The sequence below is a fragment of the Brevundimonas sp. Bb-A genome (genome assembly GCF_009394735.1).
Classification (GTDB): domain Bacteria; phylum Pseudomonadota; class Alphaproteobacteria; order Caulobacterales; family Caulobacteraceae; genus Brevundimonas; species Brevundimonas aurantiaca.
Genome location: NZ_CP045456.1, coordinates 471,505 through 488,128 on the forward strand (window position 1 = coordinate 471,505; position 16,624 = coordinate 488,128).

A 16,624-nucleotide genomic window follows, 5' to 3' on the forward strand; every position below is an offset into this window, starting at 1 on the left:
GTCAACGCGGGGGCTTTCGGCCGCCTTCGACGGAGCGTCCCCTTGATCCCATTCCGGCGCCTCCATTTCCGACACGCCCCTTCCCGAGGGGGCCTTGGATCGGTCGGCGGCATCGCCTTGGTCGCCGCGACGGCCTTGGCGATGACGCTGGCCGCCTGTTCGCGCGGCGGCGACGACGATCGGGCGCCGCAGCCGGGCGACCAGCAGGTGGCCAAGGTTCAGGACCAGATCATCTGGGCCTCGGACGTCAAGCGCGAGGCGGTGGCGCAGGGTCTGGTCGGGGAAGGCGAGCCCCTGGATGTGACCTCCGAGCTTTTCCGCCGGGTTCTGGACGAGGTGGTCGATCAGAAGCTGCTGGCGCGCGAAGCGGAGCGCCGTCGCCTGGACGCCTCACCCCTGGCGCAGCGGCGGCTGGAAGCGACCCGGGAGCGGATTCTAGGCGACATGCTGGTCGAGAGCGTCGTCAACGGCGCCATCTCCGATCAGGCGATCCAGACGCTTTACAATGAGCAGCTGCGCCTGGCGAAGACGTCCGAGGAGATTCGGGTCCGCCTGATCCTGTCGCGCACCAAGCCCGAGGCGGACGCCGTCATCGGCATTCTGGGCCAGGGCGCCAGCTTCGAAGCCGTGGCTATGGAGCGGTCGATCGACGAGGCCACCCGCTTCTCGGGCGGCGACCTGGGCTATTCGACCCTGGACGTCATGCCCCAAGCCTATGCCGGCGCCCTGCGCGACAAGCCGGCGGGTTCGACCGTCGGCCCCTTCCAGACCGAGGGCGGTTGGGCCGTGCTGCGGGTCGAGGACCGACGCAAGGAAAACCCGCCGACCCTGGAACAGGCCCGGCCGCAAATCGTCCGCTACCTGACCTATGAAGGGGTGAGACGTCTGTTGGAACAGCTGCGCGGCAAGGCCAAGGTCGATATTCTGCTGCCCGGCGATCCCGGCGCCGGTGACGAGGAGCCGGCGTCGGCGCCGTCGGCGGGCCTGCCCCGCCCCGCTCCCGCCCCCGCTTCCGCCCCGCCTTCCGCGTCTGACACTCCCCTCTCACCGGCCGCCTGACATGACCAAGACCCCCACGACCGGCCAAAAGATCGAACAGGCGTTCGAAAAGGCGCTGGACCCCTTTGCTGCAGCCCTGAAGCGCGCCACCCGTCCGGCCGAGGCCGCCGCCGCGCCCGTCGCCCCAGCCGCCGGAAAGCCCGGCCTGGCCGTCTCGCCCCTGGCTGTGCCCTTCCCGACCATTCCCCCCATCGGCGGGGTCGAGATCGCCACGGCCCGCGCCGGCTTCTACAAGCATGAGCGCGACGACCTGGTCGTTTTCCGCTTCGCGCGCGGCACCAGCTGCGCCGGGGTCTTCACCCGCCACAAGATCGGCTCGGCGCCGGTCGACTGGTGCAAGAAGCATCTGGGCGGGGCCGAGGGCGGCAAGGACGTGCGCGCCCTGGTGGTCAACGCCGGCTGCGCCAACGCCTTCACCGGCAAGCCCGGCGCCGACGCCGCGCGGCGGGCGGCCTCTGAGGTGGCCAAACGGTTCGGATGCCGCCAGCGGGACGTCATGATGGCCTCGACGGGCGTGATCGGCGTGGTGCTGGACGAAAAGAAGATCATCGCCAAACTGCCGGACATCGAGGCCGGTCTGGACGCCGACCTCCATCCGTCCGAACAGTGGGCCCGCGCCGGGCGCGGCATCATGACCACCGACACCTTCCCCAAGGGCTCCTACGCCGAGGCCGAGATCGAGGGGTATAAGGTCCGGATCGCCGGGATCGCCAAGGGGTCGGGCATGATCGCGCCGGACATGGCGACCATGCTGGCCTTCATCGTCACCGACGCCGACATCCATCCGAACGTGCTGAAGGCCCTGCTGGGCCTGCACGTCCGCACCACCTTCAACTCGGTGACGGTGGACGGCGACACCTCGACCAACGACACGGCCCTGCTGTTCGCCACCGGAACCTCGGGCGCGCCGCGGATCGGCCGGGTCGGCGACCGGCGGCTGAAGAGCTTCTCGGCCGCCCTGGACAAGGTCATGCTGGATCTGGCGCACCAGCTGGTGCGCGACGGCGAGGGGGCGACCAAGTTCGTCAAGGTGACGGTGGACGGCGCCGCCAGCCCCGCCTCGGCCCGCAAGCTGGCCAAGTCGATCGCCGACAGCCCCCTGGTCAAGACCGCCATCGCCGGCCAGGACGCCAACTGGGGCCGGGTGGTCATGGCCGTGGGCAAGACCGAGGAGCCGGTGGACCGCGACCGTCTGGCGATCAGGTTCGGCCCGCACCAGGCCGCCGTCGATGGCGCCCCGTCTCCAACCTACGACGAGGCCAAGATGACCGCCTATATGAAGAATCCCGAAATCGACATCACCGTCGACGTCGGCGCCGGCCGGGCCTCGGCCACGGTTTGGACTTGCGACCTGACCAAGGGCTATATCGAGATCAACGGCGACTATCGGTCGTGACCGAGACGCCGCTCCCCATCGTCCTCGTCGTCGCCGTCGCCCTGATCGACGTCGATGGGCGCGTGCTGATCGCCAAACGACCCGAAGGCAAGAAGCTGGCCGGCCTGTGGGAGTTTCCCGGAGGCAAGGTCGAGCCCGGCGAGCGGCCCGAGGCGGCCCTGATCCGCGAACTGCGCGAGGAACTGGGCATAGAGGTCAGCGAGAGTTGCCTGGCGCCCTTCGTCTTCGCCAGCCACGCTTACGATTCCTTTCACCTGTTGATGCCACTGTATCTGTGCCGACGGTGGGACGGCGTGGTCACGGCGCGTGAGCACGCCGGCCTGGCCTGGGTCAGACCGGAGAAGCTTTCGGACTATCCCATGCCTCCGGCGGACGAACCCCTGGTCGCCTGGCTGCGCGACCTGTTGTGACCACCGCCGTCCATGGAGCGGGACATGAACGGATTCATCGCCCGGTTCCTGAGCGACGAGCGCGGCGCGACCGCCATTGAATACGGTCTGATCTGCGGCTTGATCTTCGTCGCCATCCTGGGCGGTTTGAACGCCCTGGGGGGGGCCAACGGCGCCCTCTACAAAGACGTCATGCAGAAGATCGCGGACGCCCTGGGACGCTGACGCGTTCCCGCAGCGCGATCAAGCCGGATCGCCCTCCTCCCCCGTCAACTCCTTGACCCCCAAGGCGTCGGCCAGCCGGACCTTGGCCGAGCCGCGCGGCAGCGGCTTCTGCTGGCTCTCGTGCGGCTTCCAACCGGCCAGGTGAATGATTTCGAAGGTGGCGGAGATCCGCCCGTCCGCGTCGCCGTAGCGTTCGGCGTAAAGATGCGCCGCACGGCTGATGATTGCGCGATTCAGGGGGCGGATCGGCCCGTGCAGCACATTGGTCTCGCCCATGGCGCGGAGATCGCGGACCAGGGCGAACATGTCCGGATAGCGCACCACGAAACGGTCCACGTCCGAGACCGGCAGGGCGAAGCCGGCGCGTTGGAGAAGGGCGGCCCCGTCATAACCGTCGGCGAAGGGCGAAACACGCGCCTGGGCCCCGCCGCGTTCGGCCAGCTCGGCCTCGGTCAGGACGGCCCGAAGCTCCTTCAGGGCGCCCGCCCCGAACAAGGCGCCCAGAAACAGCCCGTCCGGTTTCAAGGCGCGCCGGATCTGGGCCAATGCGCCGGGCAGGTCGTTGGCCCAGTGGAGATTGAGCAGGGAGACGATCAGATCCGTCGTCCCGTCTTCCAGCGGCAGGGCGTCGCGACCGGGCGCGGCCCGCTCGGCCCGCGAGGTCGGAGCGACGATCCGCCCCACCCGATCCGCCGCTTCGCTGGACGCGAGGGCTCGGGCGAAGGGGCCCGGATGGGCGGACAGATCGACCGCGACGGGAAAGTCGCGCAATATGGCCTCGAGACTGCCGACCGCGTTTTCGGCCGCGCGGACGTGAAGAAAATCGGCCTGCGTCAGCCGCCTTTCGGACCGCGCCAGTCGCGCCTCTCGACGCCCGGCGTCAAAGATGCGCGGGGGGGCGGTCGTCGGCGGCACGGCGTCGGGGCCGGAGGAGGGGGAAAGGCTCATGGACCTTCAGGATGGGGGTTTGGGGCGCGCCTGGGAAGGGGCGGCGCGTCATTTGCGGCGGGCCGGCCTGGACTTCGCGCGGGGACTGGCCGATCTGGTCCTGCCGCCCCTGGCGCATGACAGCCCCGAGGCCACGGCCGCTGCCGGCCTGACGCCCGACGCCTGGAGCCGCATACGGTTCTTGGAGGCGCCGGTGTGCGACGGCTGCGGCGCGGCCTTCGAATTCGACGGCGGCCCTTTCGCCGAAACCCGCTGCGCAGCCTGCATCGCCCAACCCTATGTCTTCGCCCGCGCCCGCGCCGCCTGCGTCTATGACGAGGCGTCCCGAAGCCTGATCCTGCGCTTCAAACACGGGGACCAGCAGCAGTTCGCCGCCCTGTTCGCGCGCTGGATCAGCCGAGCGGGCGCTGAACTGGTCGCTGAGGCCGACGCCGTGGTCCCCGTGCCCCTGCACCCGTTGCGACTGCTGTCGCGCCGGTTCAACCAGGCCGCCGAGATCGCCCGCCCCCTGGCCCGAAGGGCGGGGCTGGACTATCTGCCCGACGCCCTGATCCGGGCCAGCCATACGGCGAGCCAGGGCGGCAAGAGCCGCCGCGGCCGACGGCTGAATGTGAAAAAGGCCTTCGCCGTGACCGAGGCCGGGCGACGCCGCCTGAAGGGGCGCCGCATCCTTCTGATCGACGATGTGTTGACCACGGGCGCGACCGGCGAGGCCTGCACGCGCGCCCTGCTCGACGCCGGGGCGCGGGCCGTGGATCTGGCCGTGATCGCGCGGGTGCGAAACGCCCGTGAACTGACTATGTAGTCCCTATCGCTCCCCGCGCGGCTCGCTGCTTGAGGGACATGCTTAATCTGGAGTTCTGATTTGGCCGACGTCGTCATCTACACCAAGCCCGGCTGCCCCTATTGCTACAGCGCCATGGCGCTTCTGAAGAAGAAGGGAGTCGATTATCATGAGATCGTCGCCTCCAACGACCCCGACAAGAAGGCCGAGATGGTCGAGAAGTCGGGCGGTCGCATGACCTTCCCCCAGATCTTCATCGACGGTCAGCACGTCGGCGGCTCGGACGACATCCACGCCCTGGACCGCGACGGCAAGCTCGATCCGCTTCTGACGGCCTGATGCGATGAGCGGCGGGCTCGACATCGCCCTGATCCAGACCCGCACGCCGGCGACGGCCGAGGCGGCCCTGGCCCATGTCGAGCCCCTGATCCGCGAGGCGGCGGCGGGCGGAGCGAAATTCGTCCTGACGCCGGAAGGGACCAATGTCCTGGAACAGCGCCGCGACCGACGCGACGCCGCGATCACGGATGAAGAGGCTGACGTCGCCGTCCTGGGCCTGCGCGGTCTGGCGGCGGAGCTGGGGATCTGGCTTCTGATCGGCTCGGCCATCGTCCGATCCGGCCAAACGGGCGACGGGCGAGCGGCCAACCGATCGTTGCTGGTCGATCCGGCGGGCGCGATCACGGCCCGGTACGACAAGTTGCACGTCTTCGACGTCGAACTGCCCAATGGCGAAAAATATCGCGAAAGCGCCACGGTGCGGCCCGGCGACGGGGCGGCGGTCGCCGACACGCCCTGGGGGCGGCTGGGCCTGACCATCTGCTACGACATCCGCTTCCCCCACCTGCACCGCCAGCTGGCCAAGGCCGGGGCGTCGATGATCGCCGTGCCCGCCGCCTTTACGGTTCCGACCGGAGAAGCCCATTGGGAGGTGCTGCTGCGCGCCCGGGCCATAGAAGCCGGCGCCTTCGTCCTGGCCCCGGCCCAGGGCGGCCTGCATGAGGACGGCCGCCGCACCTGGGGGCGTTCGACGGTCGTGGGCCCCTGGGGCGAGATTCTGGCCAAGGCGGATCATGACGAGCCTTGCATTCTTACGGCCAAGCTGGACATGGAGGCGACGGCCAAGGCCCGGACGGCCGTGCCGGCCCTGACCCACGACCGCGACTTTCTGCCTGCCCGCTGATTCAGCTCCAACCCTCATGATCCGATACGCCCTCAACTGCGATCAGGCCCACGGTTTCGAAGCCTGGTTCGGCTCGTCCGCCGACTATGACGACCAGGCCGCGCGCGGTCTGGTGGAATGCCCGTTCTGCGGTTCGCGCGCGGTGCGGAAGGCGATCATGGCCCCGGCCGTCAGCGGAACGCGAAAGCCGGAGGCGGCCCCCGAGATCGCGGCCCGGATGCAGACCATGATGATGGAGGCCGCGCGCGAGGTGCGCGCCCATGTCGAGGCGAACTTCGACTATGTCGGCGACGCCTTCGCCCGCGAGGCCCGCGACATCCATGAAGGCCGGTCCGAAAAGCGCGAGATCTACGGCGAGGCCACGCCCGCCGAGGTGAAGAAGCTGAAGGAGGACGGCGTGCCGGTCGCCCCCCTGCCCGCCCCGCCGCCAGACCCCTCCAAGGTCAACTGAAGTGGCCTCGGGGGAGGAACGGTATCAGGAGTTCGCGCCGCCGCCAGCGCTGGCGCCCTTCGTCCGCGTCATCTGGACCTACGCCGCCCCCGATCCCAGTCCAACCATCCAGCGTATCGCGCCTGACGGCTGCCCCGAACTGGTGTTCGACCTCGGCGCCCCCTACGCCGAACAGGGCGAGGACGGTGCTTTCCACCTGCAGCCCCCGGCCCTGTTCGCCGGACAGATGACCCGCCCCCTGGCCATGAAGCCGACCGGCCCCACCGAACTGGTGTCCGTCCGGTTCGAACCGGACGGGGCGCGTGACTTTCTGGGTCGACCGCTGGTCGAGGCGACCGACAGACGGCTGGACATGGTCGAACGCCTCATCGGGTTCGATCCGCCGCCGGGCGATCCGACGGGCCAGGCGGAGGCCTTCGTCGCCTGGCTGACCCGCCAGAAGCAGCACGGGGACTGGACGATCGACCCGATCGTTCGCCCAGAGATCGATGAGGCGGCCGCCGAGCGGCCCGCGCCGCCTCGGTCGTCGGGGGCGCAACGGGCGCTTCAGCGGCGCTTCGCCGACCGGGTCGGTGTCTCGCCCCGCCTGCTGCGTTCGATTTTCCGCTTTCGCCGGGTGTTCGACCACGCCGCACAGCCGGACGGCGAGGCTCAGAGCTGGCTCGAAGCGGGGCTAGAGGCCGGCTATTTCGACCAACCGCAGATGGCCCGCGATTTCCGGCGCTTCCTGGGCTGCACCGCCACGGAATGGGCCCGGGAGCAGCACGCCCTGGCCCGAGCCATAGCGTCGCAAACCTACAAGCCGTCCAGCCCGCACGCCGCCTAGCCTGTCGACGTCGACCGGAGAGGAAAACCGACCATGCTGACCCCGCTGCTTCTCGCCGCCGCCCTTCAGACCGGGCCGGACCTGCGTCCCGATCTGGGCTGGATGGCCGGCTACTGGCTGTCCTGCGAACCGGGCCGCGAAGTGTCCGAAACCTGGACCGATCCGCGCCTGGAGCTGATGCTGGGAACCTCGCTGACCGTTCGCGGCGGACGGGCGGGGTGGGAGCTGTCGCGCATCGCCCCGGTCGATCCGACCCCGGCCGCGCCCCTGGCCTATTTCGCCCAGCCGGAGGGCCAGCCTGCCGCCGTCTTTCCGGTGGTCGCCTCCGGACCGAGCCGGGTGGTGTTCGAACAGGCGGCCGACGACGACTTTCCAAAACGGGTCGTCTATGAACGCGACGGCGACATCCTGAACGCCCGGATCGAAGGCGTGCTGGACGGCCAGGAGAGGATTATTCGATGGCGTTTCCACAAGGCGGAGCTGAACGCGCGCTGCCCCAGCTAGTCTGGCGTCCGATGCGGCCGAGCGACATCGACGCCGTGGTCGAGATCGCCCGTCTGTCCTTCCCCGATCATTTCGAGGCGCGGGCCTGTTTCGAGAACCGGCTGGCCCTTTATCCGCGCGGCTGTTTCGTACTGACGGACGGGGACGCCCCCGCGCAGGGCTATCTGATCGCCTATCCCTGGCGGGCCGACGGGGCGCCGCCCTTGAACACGGTGATCGAAGGCCTGCCGACGGACCCGGCCGTCCTCTATCTACACGACTTGGCCCTGCACCCCGAGACGCGGGGCGGCGGGCTGACCCACGCCGTGGTCGAACGGCTGGCGGAACAGGCGACGGAGGACGGCTGGCCCGCCGTCGCCCTGGTGGCCGTCAATGACGCCGTCGCCTTCTGGTCCCGCCACGGCTTCGTTGAGCAGACGGCGCCGGGCATGGCCGCCAAATTGGCCAGCTACGGCGCCGACGCCCGCTATATGGTGCGTCGTCTCTAAAACTGGTTCAGCAGGCGACGCCCGCCGGCCTTGACGAACAGGCGGCGTTCGGAAGCAGGCAGCTGATAATAGGCGCGGCGCCGCATTTCCCGCTCGCACACCTGCGGCAGCCCCAGGTCGCTAGGCGTCAGAACCGCCCGATGCTGGGCGCACCAGTCTCGGCTGGCCGTCTGAATTCGATCGGCCAGAACCGCTGCGTCCCCCGTCCGGCCCATGCTCAGCCCCTTGGCGTCCACGCGCATGTCCGGCGCGCCGCCGGGCGCCAGAACGGCCGCCGCCAGCATCAATCCCATTAAGCCCGTCATCATCGTCTCCCTTGTCCAAACGGTCACGCCGTCGAGGGGTAGAGGAGTGGGCTCGACCGCGCGGATGCGGCGTCCGGAATGAAATATCGGTAAGGCGGCGGCAGGCGGCGAAACGCCCGCTCTGGTCTTTCCGTCCACATGGCTGTAAGAGGCGCGCGCTCCCTGCACGCCTTTTCATGACCAGCGGCCGCCCGCATCTCGGCCGCGCCTTTTCGCGATTATCAAATGAACCTGCGCAACGTCGCCATCATCGCCCACGTCGACCACGGCAAGACGACCCTGGTGGACCAACTTCTGGCCCAGTCCGGCGTCTTCCGAGCCAATGAGGCGACGACCGAGCGCGCCATGGACTCCAACGACCAGGAGAAGGAACGGGGCATCACCATCCTGGCCAAATGCACCTCGGTGCTCTGGAACGGCGAGGCCGGTGAAACCCGGATCAACATCATCGACACCCCCGGCCACGCCGACTTCGGCGGCGAGGTGGAGCGGATCCTGGGCATGGTGGACGGCTGCGTCCTGCTGGTCGACGCCGAGGAAGGCGTCATGCCCCAGACCAAGTTCGTCCTGACCAAGGCGCTGAAGATGGGCCTGCGCCCCATCCTGTGCATCAACAAGGTCGACCGCGCCCACGCCGATCCGGACCGGGTCCACAACGAGACCTTCGACCTGTTCGCCGCCATCGGCGCGACCGACGAACAGCTGGACTTCCCCCACATCTACGCCTCGGGCCGCAACGGCTGGGCGACGCTGGACCTGAACCAGCCGAACGACAATCTGGCGCCCCTGTTCGACCTGATCGTCCGTCACGTCCCGCCGCCCAAGCAGCAGCAGAACGTCGACAAGCCGTTCCAGATTCTGAACGTCCTGATCGAATCCGACCCCTTCCTGGGCCGTCTGCTGACGGGCCGGATCGAGAGCGGCAAGGCCGTGCCCGGCATGGCCATCAAGGCCCTGGACCGCGACGGCAAGGAGATCGAGCGCGGTCGCATCACCAAGGTCCTGGCCTTCCGCGGCCTGAAGCGCCAGCCGCTGGACGAGGGCTCCGAGGCCGGCGACATCGTCGCCATCGCGGGCATGTCCAAGGCGACCGTGGCCGACACCCTGTGCGCCCTGGAAGTCACCGAAGCCCTTCCCGCCCAGCCGATCGACCCGCCGACCATCTCCATGACCGTCTCGGTCAACGACAGCCCCCTGGCCGGTCGCGAGGGCGACAAGGTCCAGTCGCGCGTCATCCGCGACCGCCTGCTGAAGGAGGCCGAGGCCAATGTCGCCATCCGCGTCACCACCACCGAAGGCGGCGACGCCTATGAGGTGGCCGGCCGCGGCGAACTGCAGCTGGGCGTTCTGATCGAGAACATGCGCCGCGAGGGTTTCGAACTGTCGATCTCGCGTCCGCGCGTGGTCTTCCAGGAAGGTCCGAACGGCGAGAAGATGGAGCCGATCGAGGACGTCATGATCGACGTCGACGACGAGTTCTCGGGCATCGTCATCGAGAAGCTGTCGGCCCGTAAGGCCGAAATGACCGACATGGGCCCGTCGGGCGCCGGCAAGACCCGTATCCAGCTGAAGTGCCCGTCGCGCTCCCTGATCGGCTATCAGGGCGAATTCCTGACCGATACGCGCGGTTCGGGCGTGCTGAACCGGGTGTTCAGCCACTATGAGCCGCACAAGGGCGCCATCGCCGGCCGTCTGAAGGGCGTGCTGATCTCGAACTCCGACGGCGAAACCGCCGCCTTCGCCCTGTGGAACCTGGAAGATCGCGGCGTCATGTTCGTCGGCGCCGGCGAAAAGACCTACCAGGGCATGATCATCGGCGAAAACGCGCGCTGGGACGACCTGGACGTCAACCCGATCAAGGGCAAGCAGCTGACCAACGTCCGCGCCGCCGGCAAGGACGAGGCCGTGCGCCTGACCCCTGCGCGCCAGATGTCGCTGGAACAGGCCATCGCCTATATCGACGACGACGAGCTGGTCGAGGTGACGCCGAAGTCCATCCGTCTGCGCAAACAGGTGCTGAACCCGTCGTTCCGCAAGAAGCGCGTTCGCCCCGAATAATCCTTCACTGACGCATAGGGGTTCGGCGCCTATATGGGCCGGACATGACCCTCGTTCCGCCCAGTCTGGATGACCGCCTTGACGAGGCCGCCCGCGCGAAAGACCCGCGCGCGGCGGTCTCTGTCGTTCTGCGCGAAGCCTATGACGTCGCCCGCGCTCGCGCCGAGCGCAAGCTGGACGGCGGAATGAAGGGGCGGGAAGTCGCCCGCCTCTACGCCAGGGCCGCCGACGACATGCTGTCGGCCCTGTGGCGCGTGGCGACCGAGGTCCTGTTCCCGGTTTCCCCGGTCGAGAGCGAACGCCTGTCCCTGGTGGCCGTGGGCGGTTACGGCCGGGGCGTGCTGGCCCCCTATTCCGACCTGGACCTGTTGTTCCTGCGGCCCGCCAAGGCGACGCCGCGCGGGGGCACAGTGATCGAATTCGTCCTTTATGTTCTGTGGGATCTGGGCATCAAGGTCGGGCCATCCGTGCGGTCGGTGGAGGAATGCCTCAGCCTGTCGCGCACGGACATGACGGTGCGGACCACCCTCTTGGAGGCGCGCCATCTGGCGGGGGACGCGCGCCTGTCCGAGCTGATGATCGGCCGGTTCCGCGACATGGTGGCCAAGGCCGACCCCCGTCCCTTCATCGCCGCCAAGCTGGAGGAACGCGCCGCCCGGCACCAGAAGGCCGGCGTGACCCGTTATAAGGTCGAGCCGAACGTCAAGGACGGCAAGGGAGGCTTGCGCGACCTCAACACCCTGTACTGGATCGCCCGATCCCTGGCGCCGGACAGCCGACTGGGCGCGGCGGTGATGGACGAACTGTTCACCCCGCGCGAACGCCGGACGTCCGACGACGCCTTCGACTTCCTGTGGCGGGTGCGGATCCATCTGCATCTGGTCGCCGGGCGGGCGGAGGAGAAGCTGACCTTCGACATGCAGCCCGAGGTCGCCCGGCGCATGGGCTGGCAGGGCCGGGGCGACGAGCCGGCGGTCGAGCGGTTCATGCGGCGCTATTTCCTCTACGCCCGTGACGTCGGCGCCCTGACGCGGGCCATGTCGGCCAAGCTGGAGGCGCGGCACCAGAAGACGGCCCAGGGTCTGTCGCGCCTGATCGCCTTTCGACCCAGTCGCCGAAAACTGGACATCGAGGGCTTCTGGATCGACCAAGGGCGGCTGTCGGTCGAGGACGCCTCGGTGTTCGAACGCGATCCGGTCAAGCTGTTGACCCTGTTCGTCTGCGCCGACCGGCACGATCTGGACCTGCACCCCGACGCCTTCTCCGCCGTGACCCGCTCCCTGTCGCTGGTGACGCCCCGTCTGCGACGCGATCCGGTGGCGTCGCGGGCCTTCCTCGACGTCCTGGCGCATGGTCAGAGGCCCTATCGCACCCTGACCATCATGAACGAGACGGGGCTGCTGGGGCGGTTCCTGCCGGAATGGGGGCGGATCGTCGGCCAGACCCAGTTCAACATGTACCACGCCTATACGGTGGACGAGCACACCCTCCAGGCCATCGGCGTCATCAACGACATCGCCCGGGGCAAGTTGAAGGCCGACCACCCGATGGCCAGCGAGATCGTGCACCTGATCTCGGACATGGAAGCCCTGATGCTGGGCATGCTGCTGCACGACGTCGGCAAGGGGGGCGAGCGCGGCCAGTTGGAGGACGGGGCCATCGCCGCGCGCCGGGCCTGCGAACGACTGGGCGTCGATCCGCGCCGCATCGAACTGGTCGTCTGGCTGGTGCGCAGCCACCTGGCCCTGTCCGACTACGCCCAGAAGCGCGACCTGTCCGATCCGGGCACCATCCGGGCCTTCGCCGAACTGGTGGGCGATCCGGAGCGGCTGCGGATGCTGCTGGTCCTGACCGTGGCCGACATCCGCGCCGTTGGGCCGGGGGTCTGGAACGGCTGGAAGGGCCAGCTGATGCGGACCCTCTATGACCAGGTCGCCGCCCTGTTCCGGGGCGAAGACGTGGCGCGCGCGGATCCGCTGGCGGCCCATCCGGCCCTGGTGGAGCGGGCGCGCCAGACCGGCGCCGCCGCCCAGGCCGCCCCCCTGACGCCGGTCGAGGGTCTGCCGGTCCAGGCTACGGAAATCTCCATCGCCGCCTTGGACCGGCCCGGCCTGTTCGCCGACCTGGCCCAGACCATGGCCGCCCTGGGCGCCGACGTCACGGACGCCCGGGTGGCGACCACGGACGAGGGAGTGGTGCTGGACGTCTTTCGGGTTCAGGACGGGGCGGGCCTGCCCTACGGCCAGGCCGAGCCGCGCCGGCTGAACGCCCTGATCGAGGCGCTGGAGAAGGCCGCGCGCGGCGAGGGCCGCATCGGCAAGGCGCCCGCCCCCGCCGGCAACGCCAGAAAGGCCGCCTTCGAGGTCCGGCCCGTGGTCATGGTCGATCACCACGCCAGCGAGACCGCCACCGTGGTCGAGGTCTCGGGCGCCGACCGGCCCGGCCTGCTTGCGGCCCTGTCACGGGTCTTCAGCGACGAAGGGCTGAACATCCGCTCGGCCCATGTCGCCTCCTATGGCGAGCGGGCGGTGGACAGCTTCTATGTGGTCGATCGCAAGGGTCGGAAGATCACCTCGGAACAGCGGGTCGCCGAACTGCGCGCGGCCCTGGAAGCGGTACTGGACAGCCGCGCCCCGGCGCCGGAGGGCCGCAAGGTCGCCTCGGCTCGCGCCAGCGCGCGCGACGTCTCCGAACTGGGGCGGCGGACCCGCGCCAAACCCGTATCGCCGCCGACGGAAGCGCGCTAAGCCTCGCCTTTCTCCAGCCTTCCTCCCCCGGTCCGCATGAGCCTCGCCCGCAACACCCTGGTTCAGTCCAGCCTGACCCTGGGCAGCCGAATTCTGGGATTTGTCCGCGACATGGCGCTGGCGGCGCGCTTCGGCCAGGGGCCGATGATGGACGCCTTCACCACGGCCTTGATGCTGCCCAACATGTTCCGCCGCCTGTTCGCCGAGGGCGCTTTCGCCCAGGCTTTTGTCCCCGTCTACGGCGGGGTCCGGGCGCGCGAAGGCGAAGAGGCCGCCGCCGTCACCGCATCCGAGGCGCTCAGCTTCATGCTGGCGGTGGTCGCCGGCTTCTGCATCCTGCTTCAGGTCGTGATGCCCTGGATCATGCCCTGGCTGCTGTCGGCCTATCAGGGTCGACCCGAGGTGCTGCGCGCCGCCGTGATCGCAACCCAGCTGGCCATGCCCTATCTGGCCTGCATGACTGCGGCCTCGCTGCTGTCAGGGGTGTTGAACACCGGCGGACGGTTTGCGCTGTCGGCCGCCGTACCGGTGTTTCTGAACCTGTGCACCCTGGCCGCCCTGCTGCCGCCGGTGTTCCTGCCGATCCCGCAGGAGACCGTGCTGCTGATGGTGACGGCTGCGGTGACGGTGTCAGGCGTCATTCAGGCGGGCCTCTTGTGGTGGGGCGTGCGGCGGCTGGGCGTGCGGCTCAGGATCGGCCTGCCCCGGATCACGCCCAATGTCCGCCACACCCTGGCTCTGGCCGTACCCGGCGCCCTGGCGGGGGGCGCCCTGCAGATCAACTCCCTGGTGTCGCAGTTCCTGACCGGGTCGGACGAAGGCGCGCGGTCGGTGCTCTATAACGCCGACCGGCTGTACCAGCTTCCCCTGGGTCTGGTCGGGGTCGCCATCGGCCTGGCCCTGGTGCCACGCCTCACCAAGGCCTTCGTCTCCGGCGATCACGCGGGCGGGCAGAAGACGCTGGATGACGGGATCAACCTGGCCATGGCCTTCACCCTGCCGGCCGCCGTGGCCCTGTTCGTCATCCCCTTCTTCATCATCGACGCCACGGTGACGCGCGGCGCCTTCACCAGCGCCGACGCCGCCCGCACCGCCGATGTGCTGCGCCAGTTCGCCTGGGGCGTGCCGGCCTTCGTCCTGGCTAAGGTTCTGACCCCGCCCTTCTTCGCGCGCCAGGACACGCGCCGGCCGATGATCTTCGCGGTGGTCAGCGTGGTCATCACCGTCATCCTGGGCTCGGGCCTGTTCTTCTGGTTCAGCGCCCAGGGCTGGGACGGGGTGCTGGGCCTGGCGATCGCCACCAGCGTCTCGGCCTGGATCAATGTCGGCCTGTTGGCCGGGGTTCTGGTTCGCGAGAACAGCTGGCGGCCGTCGCCGGCCTTCGTTTCCCGGCTCTCGCGCGTCCTGGCCGCCAGCGCGGTCATGGCCGGCCTGCTGCTGCTGGCGGGGATCAACTACGGACTGCTCAGCCGTTTGTTTCTGGCCAAGGAGATCGCCGTGCTGGTGGTCTGCGGCCTGGGCGCGGGCGTCTATGGCGTCTGTCTTCTGGCCTTCCGCGCCGTCACCGTGGCGGAGCTGAAGGCGACCCTGCGCCGCGAGCCCGGCGGTTCGGCCGCCTCCGGTCTGGACTGAACCTCTTCGAGGCGATAAGCGCGAGCCATGATCCTTTCGGGCCTGATCTCCACCTGGCGATGGCGCGGCTGAACCGCCGCCCCCTTCGTCACGCCTGATTCCGACTTTCCGAGACCCGACCCCATGACCGATCAAACCCCTCCGGCCCTCTACACCGGCCCGCGCCGTATCCTGTCCGGCATCCAGGCCTCCGGCGCCCTGCACCTGGGCAACTATCTGGGCGCCCTGAAGCGGTTCGTCGAACTGCAGGACCAGGGCGCGCCGGTCTTCGTCTTCGTCGCCGACCTGCATGCGATCACCGTCTGGCAGGAGCCCGAGAAGCTGGCGGCCCAGACGCGCGAGATCGCCGCCGCCTATCTGGCCTCGGGTCTGGACCCGGCCCGGTCGATCATCTTCCCGCAATCGGCCGTGCGCGCCCATGCCGAACTGGCCTGGATCTTCAACTGCGTCGCCCGCCTCGGCTGGCTGGACCGGATGACCCAGTTCAAGGAGAAGTCGGGCAAGCACAAGGAGCGGGCCTCGGTCGGCCTCTATACCTACCCCGTGCTCCAGGCCGCCGACATCCTGCTGTACAAGGCCACGGAAGTGCCGGTCGGCGAGGACCAGAAGCAGCATCTGGAGCTGACCCGCGACATCGCCGCCAAGTTCAACAACGACTTCGGCGCGCCCGGCTTCTTCCCCCTGCCCGAACCGGTGATCCAGGGGCCGGCGACGCGCGTCATGTCCCTGCGCGACGGGGCGGCCAAGATGTCCAAGTCGGACCCGTCCGACAACAGCCGGATCAATCTGACCGACGACGCCGACACGATCGCGTCCAAGATCCGCAAGGCCAAGACCGATCCCGAGCCCCTGCCGGCAACCCTGGACGGGCTGAACGACCGACCGGAGGCCAAGAATCTGGTGGCCATCTACGCCGCCCTGGCCGGGCTGACGCGCGAACAGGTGATCGAACAGTTCGGCGGCCAGGGCTTCGGCGCCTTCAAGCCGGCTCTTGCGGACCTCGCCGTCTCGGCCCTGGCGCCGGTCACGGCCGAGATGCGCCGGCTGATGGACGATCCCGTAGAGATCGACCGGGTGCTGAAGGCCGGGGCCGAGCGCGCCGCCGAAATCGCCGATCCGGTGGTGGAAGAGGTCAAGAAGATGGTCGGCTTCTGGAGGACGTGATGGGCAAGTACGAGGCGAAGGTCGCCTGGAGCCGCGGTGATCAGCCCTTCCTCGACAAGCGTTACAGCCGCGCCCATTCCTGGACCTTCGACGGCGGGACGGTCGTGCCGGGGTCGTCGGCGCCGGCCAGCGTGCCCCTGCCGATGTCCGATCCTTCCGCCGTCGATCCCGAAGAGGCGATGATCGCCTCCCTGTCCAGCTGCCACATGCTGTGGTTCCTGGCCTTCGCCGCCAACGCCGGCCTGGTGGTCGACACCTATGTCGACGAGGCTTTCGGCAAGATGGGCAAGAACGACCAAGGGCGCGGCTATATCGCCGAAGTGACCTTGAACCCATGCACCAGTTTCACGGGTCGCGTGCCGACGCAGGACGAGTTGGACGCCTTGCACCACCAGGCCCACGACCATTGCGAAATGGCCCATTCCGTACGCGCGACGATCACGACGATCGCGACGATCGGCTGAC

At 69.0% G+C, this 16,624-nt stretch carries 18 protein-coding genes; 16 read left to right on the top strand and 2 right to left on the bottom strand.

All coding sequences use genetic code 11. The features are described 5' to 3' along the window. Positions 1 to 141: 141 nt before the first annotated feature. Genes BSP_RS02365 through BSP_RS02380 form a run of 4 tightly spaced genes read left to right on the top strand, consistent with a single transcriptional unit; the run spans position 142 to position 3,069 of the window. Positions 142 to 1,059 (top strand): peptidylprolyl isomerase, encoded by a 918-nt coding sequence (locus BSP_RS02365; protein WP_152951034.1) that lies wholly within the window; start codon positions 142 to 144, stop codon positions 1,057 to 1,059. A 1-nt stretch (position 1,060) separates the two neighbouring features. Further along, positions 1,061 to 2,455 (top strand): bifunctional glutamate N-acetyltransferase/amino-acid acetyltransferase ArgJ, encoded by a 1,395-nt coding sequence (argJ, locus tag BSP_RS02370; protein ID WP_054764292.1) that lies wholly within the window; start codon positions 1,061 to 1,063, stop codon positions 2,453 to 2,455. After that, positions 2,452 to 2,865, top strand: coding sequence for a (deoxy)nucleoside triphosphate pyrophosphohydrolase (locus BSP_RS02375; protein ID WP_054764293.1), 414 nt, complete (start codon positions 2,452 to 2,454; stop codon positions 2,863 to 2,865). Before argJ ends, BSP_RS02375 begins: the two co-directional genes overlap by 4 nt. Before the next feature lie 24 nt (positions 2,866 to 2,889). Then, positions 2,890 to 3,069 (top strand): Flp family type IVb pilin, encoded by a 180-nt coding sequence (locus BSP_RS02380; protein ID WP_054764294.1) that lies wholly within the window; start codon positions 2,890 to 2,892, stop codon positions 3,067 to 3,069. Positions 3,070 to 3,087: 18 nt separating this feature from the next. Here the strand turns inward: BSP_RS02380 and BSP_RS02385 are convergent, their stop codons facing one another. Further along, positions 3,088 to 4,017, bottom strand: a complete 930-nt coding sequence (locus tag BSP_RS02385; protein ID WP_054764295.1) for a methyltransferase domain-containing protein — start codon at positions 4,015 to 4,017, stop codon at positions 3,088 to 3,090. Here BSP_RS02385 and BSP_RS02390 point away from each other — a divergent pair. Genes BSP_RS02390 through BSP_RS02420 form a run of 7 tightly spaced genes read left to right on the top strand, consistent with a single transcriptional unit; the run spans position 4,016 to position 8,253 of the window. Beyond that, on the top strand, positions 4,016 to 4,822 hold the full coding sequence (locus BSP_RS02390) for a ComF family protein (protein ID WP_054764296.1): 807 nt from the start codon (positions 4,016 to 4,018) through the stop codon (positions 4,820 to 4,822). The genes BSP_RS02385 and BSP_RS02390 overlap by 2 nt on opposite strands. A 60-nt stretch (positions 4,823 to 4,882) precedes the next feature. Further along, entirely contained in the window at positions 4,883 to 5,140 is a 258-nt protein-coding gene (gene grxC, locus BSP_RS02395) for a glutaredoxin 3 (RefSeq protein WP_054764297.1), read from the top strand. Positions 5,141 to 5,144: 4 nt separating this feature from the next. Next, the gene (locus tag BSP_RS02400; RefSeq protein WP_152949177.1) at positions 5,145 to 5,984 is read left to right on the top strand and encodes a carbon-nitrogen hydrolase family protein; all 840 of its coding nucleotides are present in this window, start codon (positions 5,145 to 5,147) and stop codon (positions 5,982 to 5,984) included. Positions 5,985 to 6,000: 16 nt separating this feature from the next. Further along, positions 6,001 to 6,435, top strand: a complete 435-nt coding sequence (locus tag BSP_RS02405) for a DUF1178 family protein (protein ID WP_152949178.1) — start codon at positions 6,001 to 6,003, stop codon at positions 6,433 to 6,435. A gap of 1 nt (position 6,436) precedes the next feature. Next, complete coding sequence (locus tag BSP_RS02410; protein ID WP_152949179.1) at positions 6,437 to 7,261, top strand: helix-turn-helix domain-containing protein; 825 nt, start codon at positions 6,437 to 6,439, stop codon at positions 7,259 to 7,261. Between the two features lie 33 nt (positions 7,262 to 7,294). Then, positions 7,295 to 7,765, top strand: coding sequence for a DUF6265 family protein (locus BSP_RS02415; RefSeq protein WP_152949180.1), 471 nt, complete (start codon positions 7,295 to 7,297; stop codon positions 7,763 to 7,765). Positions 7,766 to 7,776: 11 nt separating this feature from the next. After that, the gene (locus BSP_RS02420) at positions 7,777 to 8,253 is read left to right on the top strand and encodes a GNAT family N-acetyltransferase (protein WP_054764302.1); all 477 of its coding nucleotides are present in this window, start codon (positions 7,777 to 7,779) and stop codon (positions 8,251 to 8,253) included. On the opposite strand, the gene BSP_RS02425 is transcribed toward BSP_RS02420, so the two are convergent. Further along, positions 8,250 to 8,561, bottom strand: coding sequence for a UrcA family protein (locus tag BSP_RS02425; protein WP_152949181.1), 312 nt, complete (start codon positions 8,559 to 8,561; stop codon positions 8,250 to 8,252). The genes BSP_RS02420 and BSP_RS02425 overlap by 4 nt on opposite strands. A gap of 222 nt (positions 8,562 to 8,783) precedes the next feature. Here BSP_RS02425 and typA point away from each other — a divergent pair, with 222 nt between their 5' ends. The 5 genes from typA (at position 8,784) to BSP_RS02450 (ending at position 16,623) form a co-directional block, all read left to right on the top strand. Next, complete coding sequence (gene typA / locus BSP_RS02430) at positions 8,784 to 10,616, top strand: translational GTPase TypA (RefSeq protein ID WP_152949182.1); 1,833 nt, start codon at positions 8,784 to 8,786, stop codon at positions 10,614 to 10,616. 44 nt (positions 10,617 to 10,660) lie between these two features. Next, positions 10,661 to 13,363 (top strand): [protein-PII] uridylyltransferase, encoded by a 2,703-nt coding sequence (gene glnD, locus BSP_RS02435; protein WP_152949183.1) that lies wholly within the window; start codon positions 10,661 to 10,663, stop codon positions 13,361 to 13,363. A gap of 36 nt (positions 13,364 to 13,399) precedes the next feature. After that, the gene (gene murJ, locus BSP_RS02440) at positions 13,400 to 14,995 is read left to right on the top strand and encodes a murein biosynthesis integral membrane protein MurJ (protein WP_152949184.1); all 1,596 of its coding nucleotides are present in this window, start codon (positions 13,400 to 13,402) and stop codon (positions 14,993 to 14,995) included. Positions 14,996 to 15,118: 123 nt separating this feature from the next. Next, positions 15,119 to 16,159 carry a tryptophan--tRNA ligase gene (gene trpS, locus BSP_RS02445; RefSeq protein ID WP_054764307.1) on the top strand — a complete coding sequence of 347 codons (1,041 nt, stop codon included), beginning with the start codon at positions 15,119 to 15,121 and terminating at the stop codon, positions 16,157 to 16,159. Then, positions 16,159 to 16,623: an OsmC family protein gene (locus BSP_RS02450; protein ID WP_054764308.1), complete on the top strand. Its 465-nt coding sequence runs from the start codon at positions 16,159 to 16,161 to the stop codon at positions 16,621 to 16,623. The genes trpS and BSP_RS02450 overlap by 1 nt, the downstream gene beginning before the upstream one ends. Position 16,624: the final 1 nt, after the last annotated feature.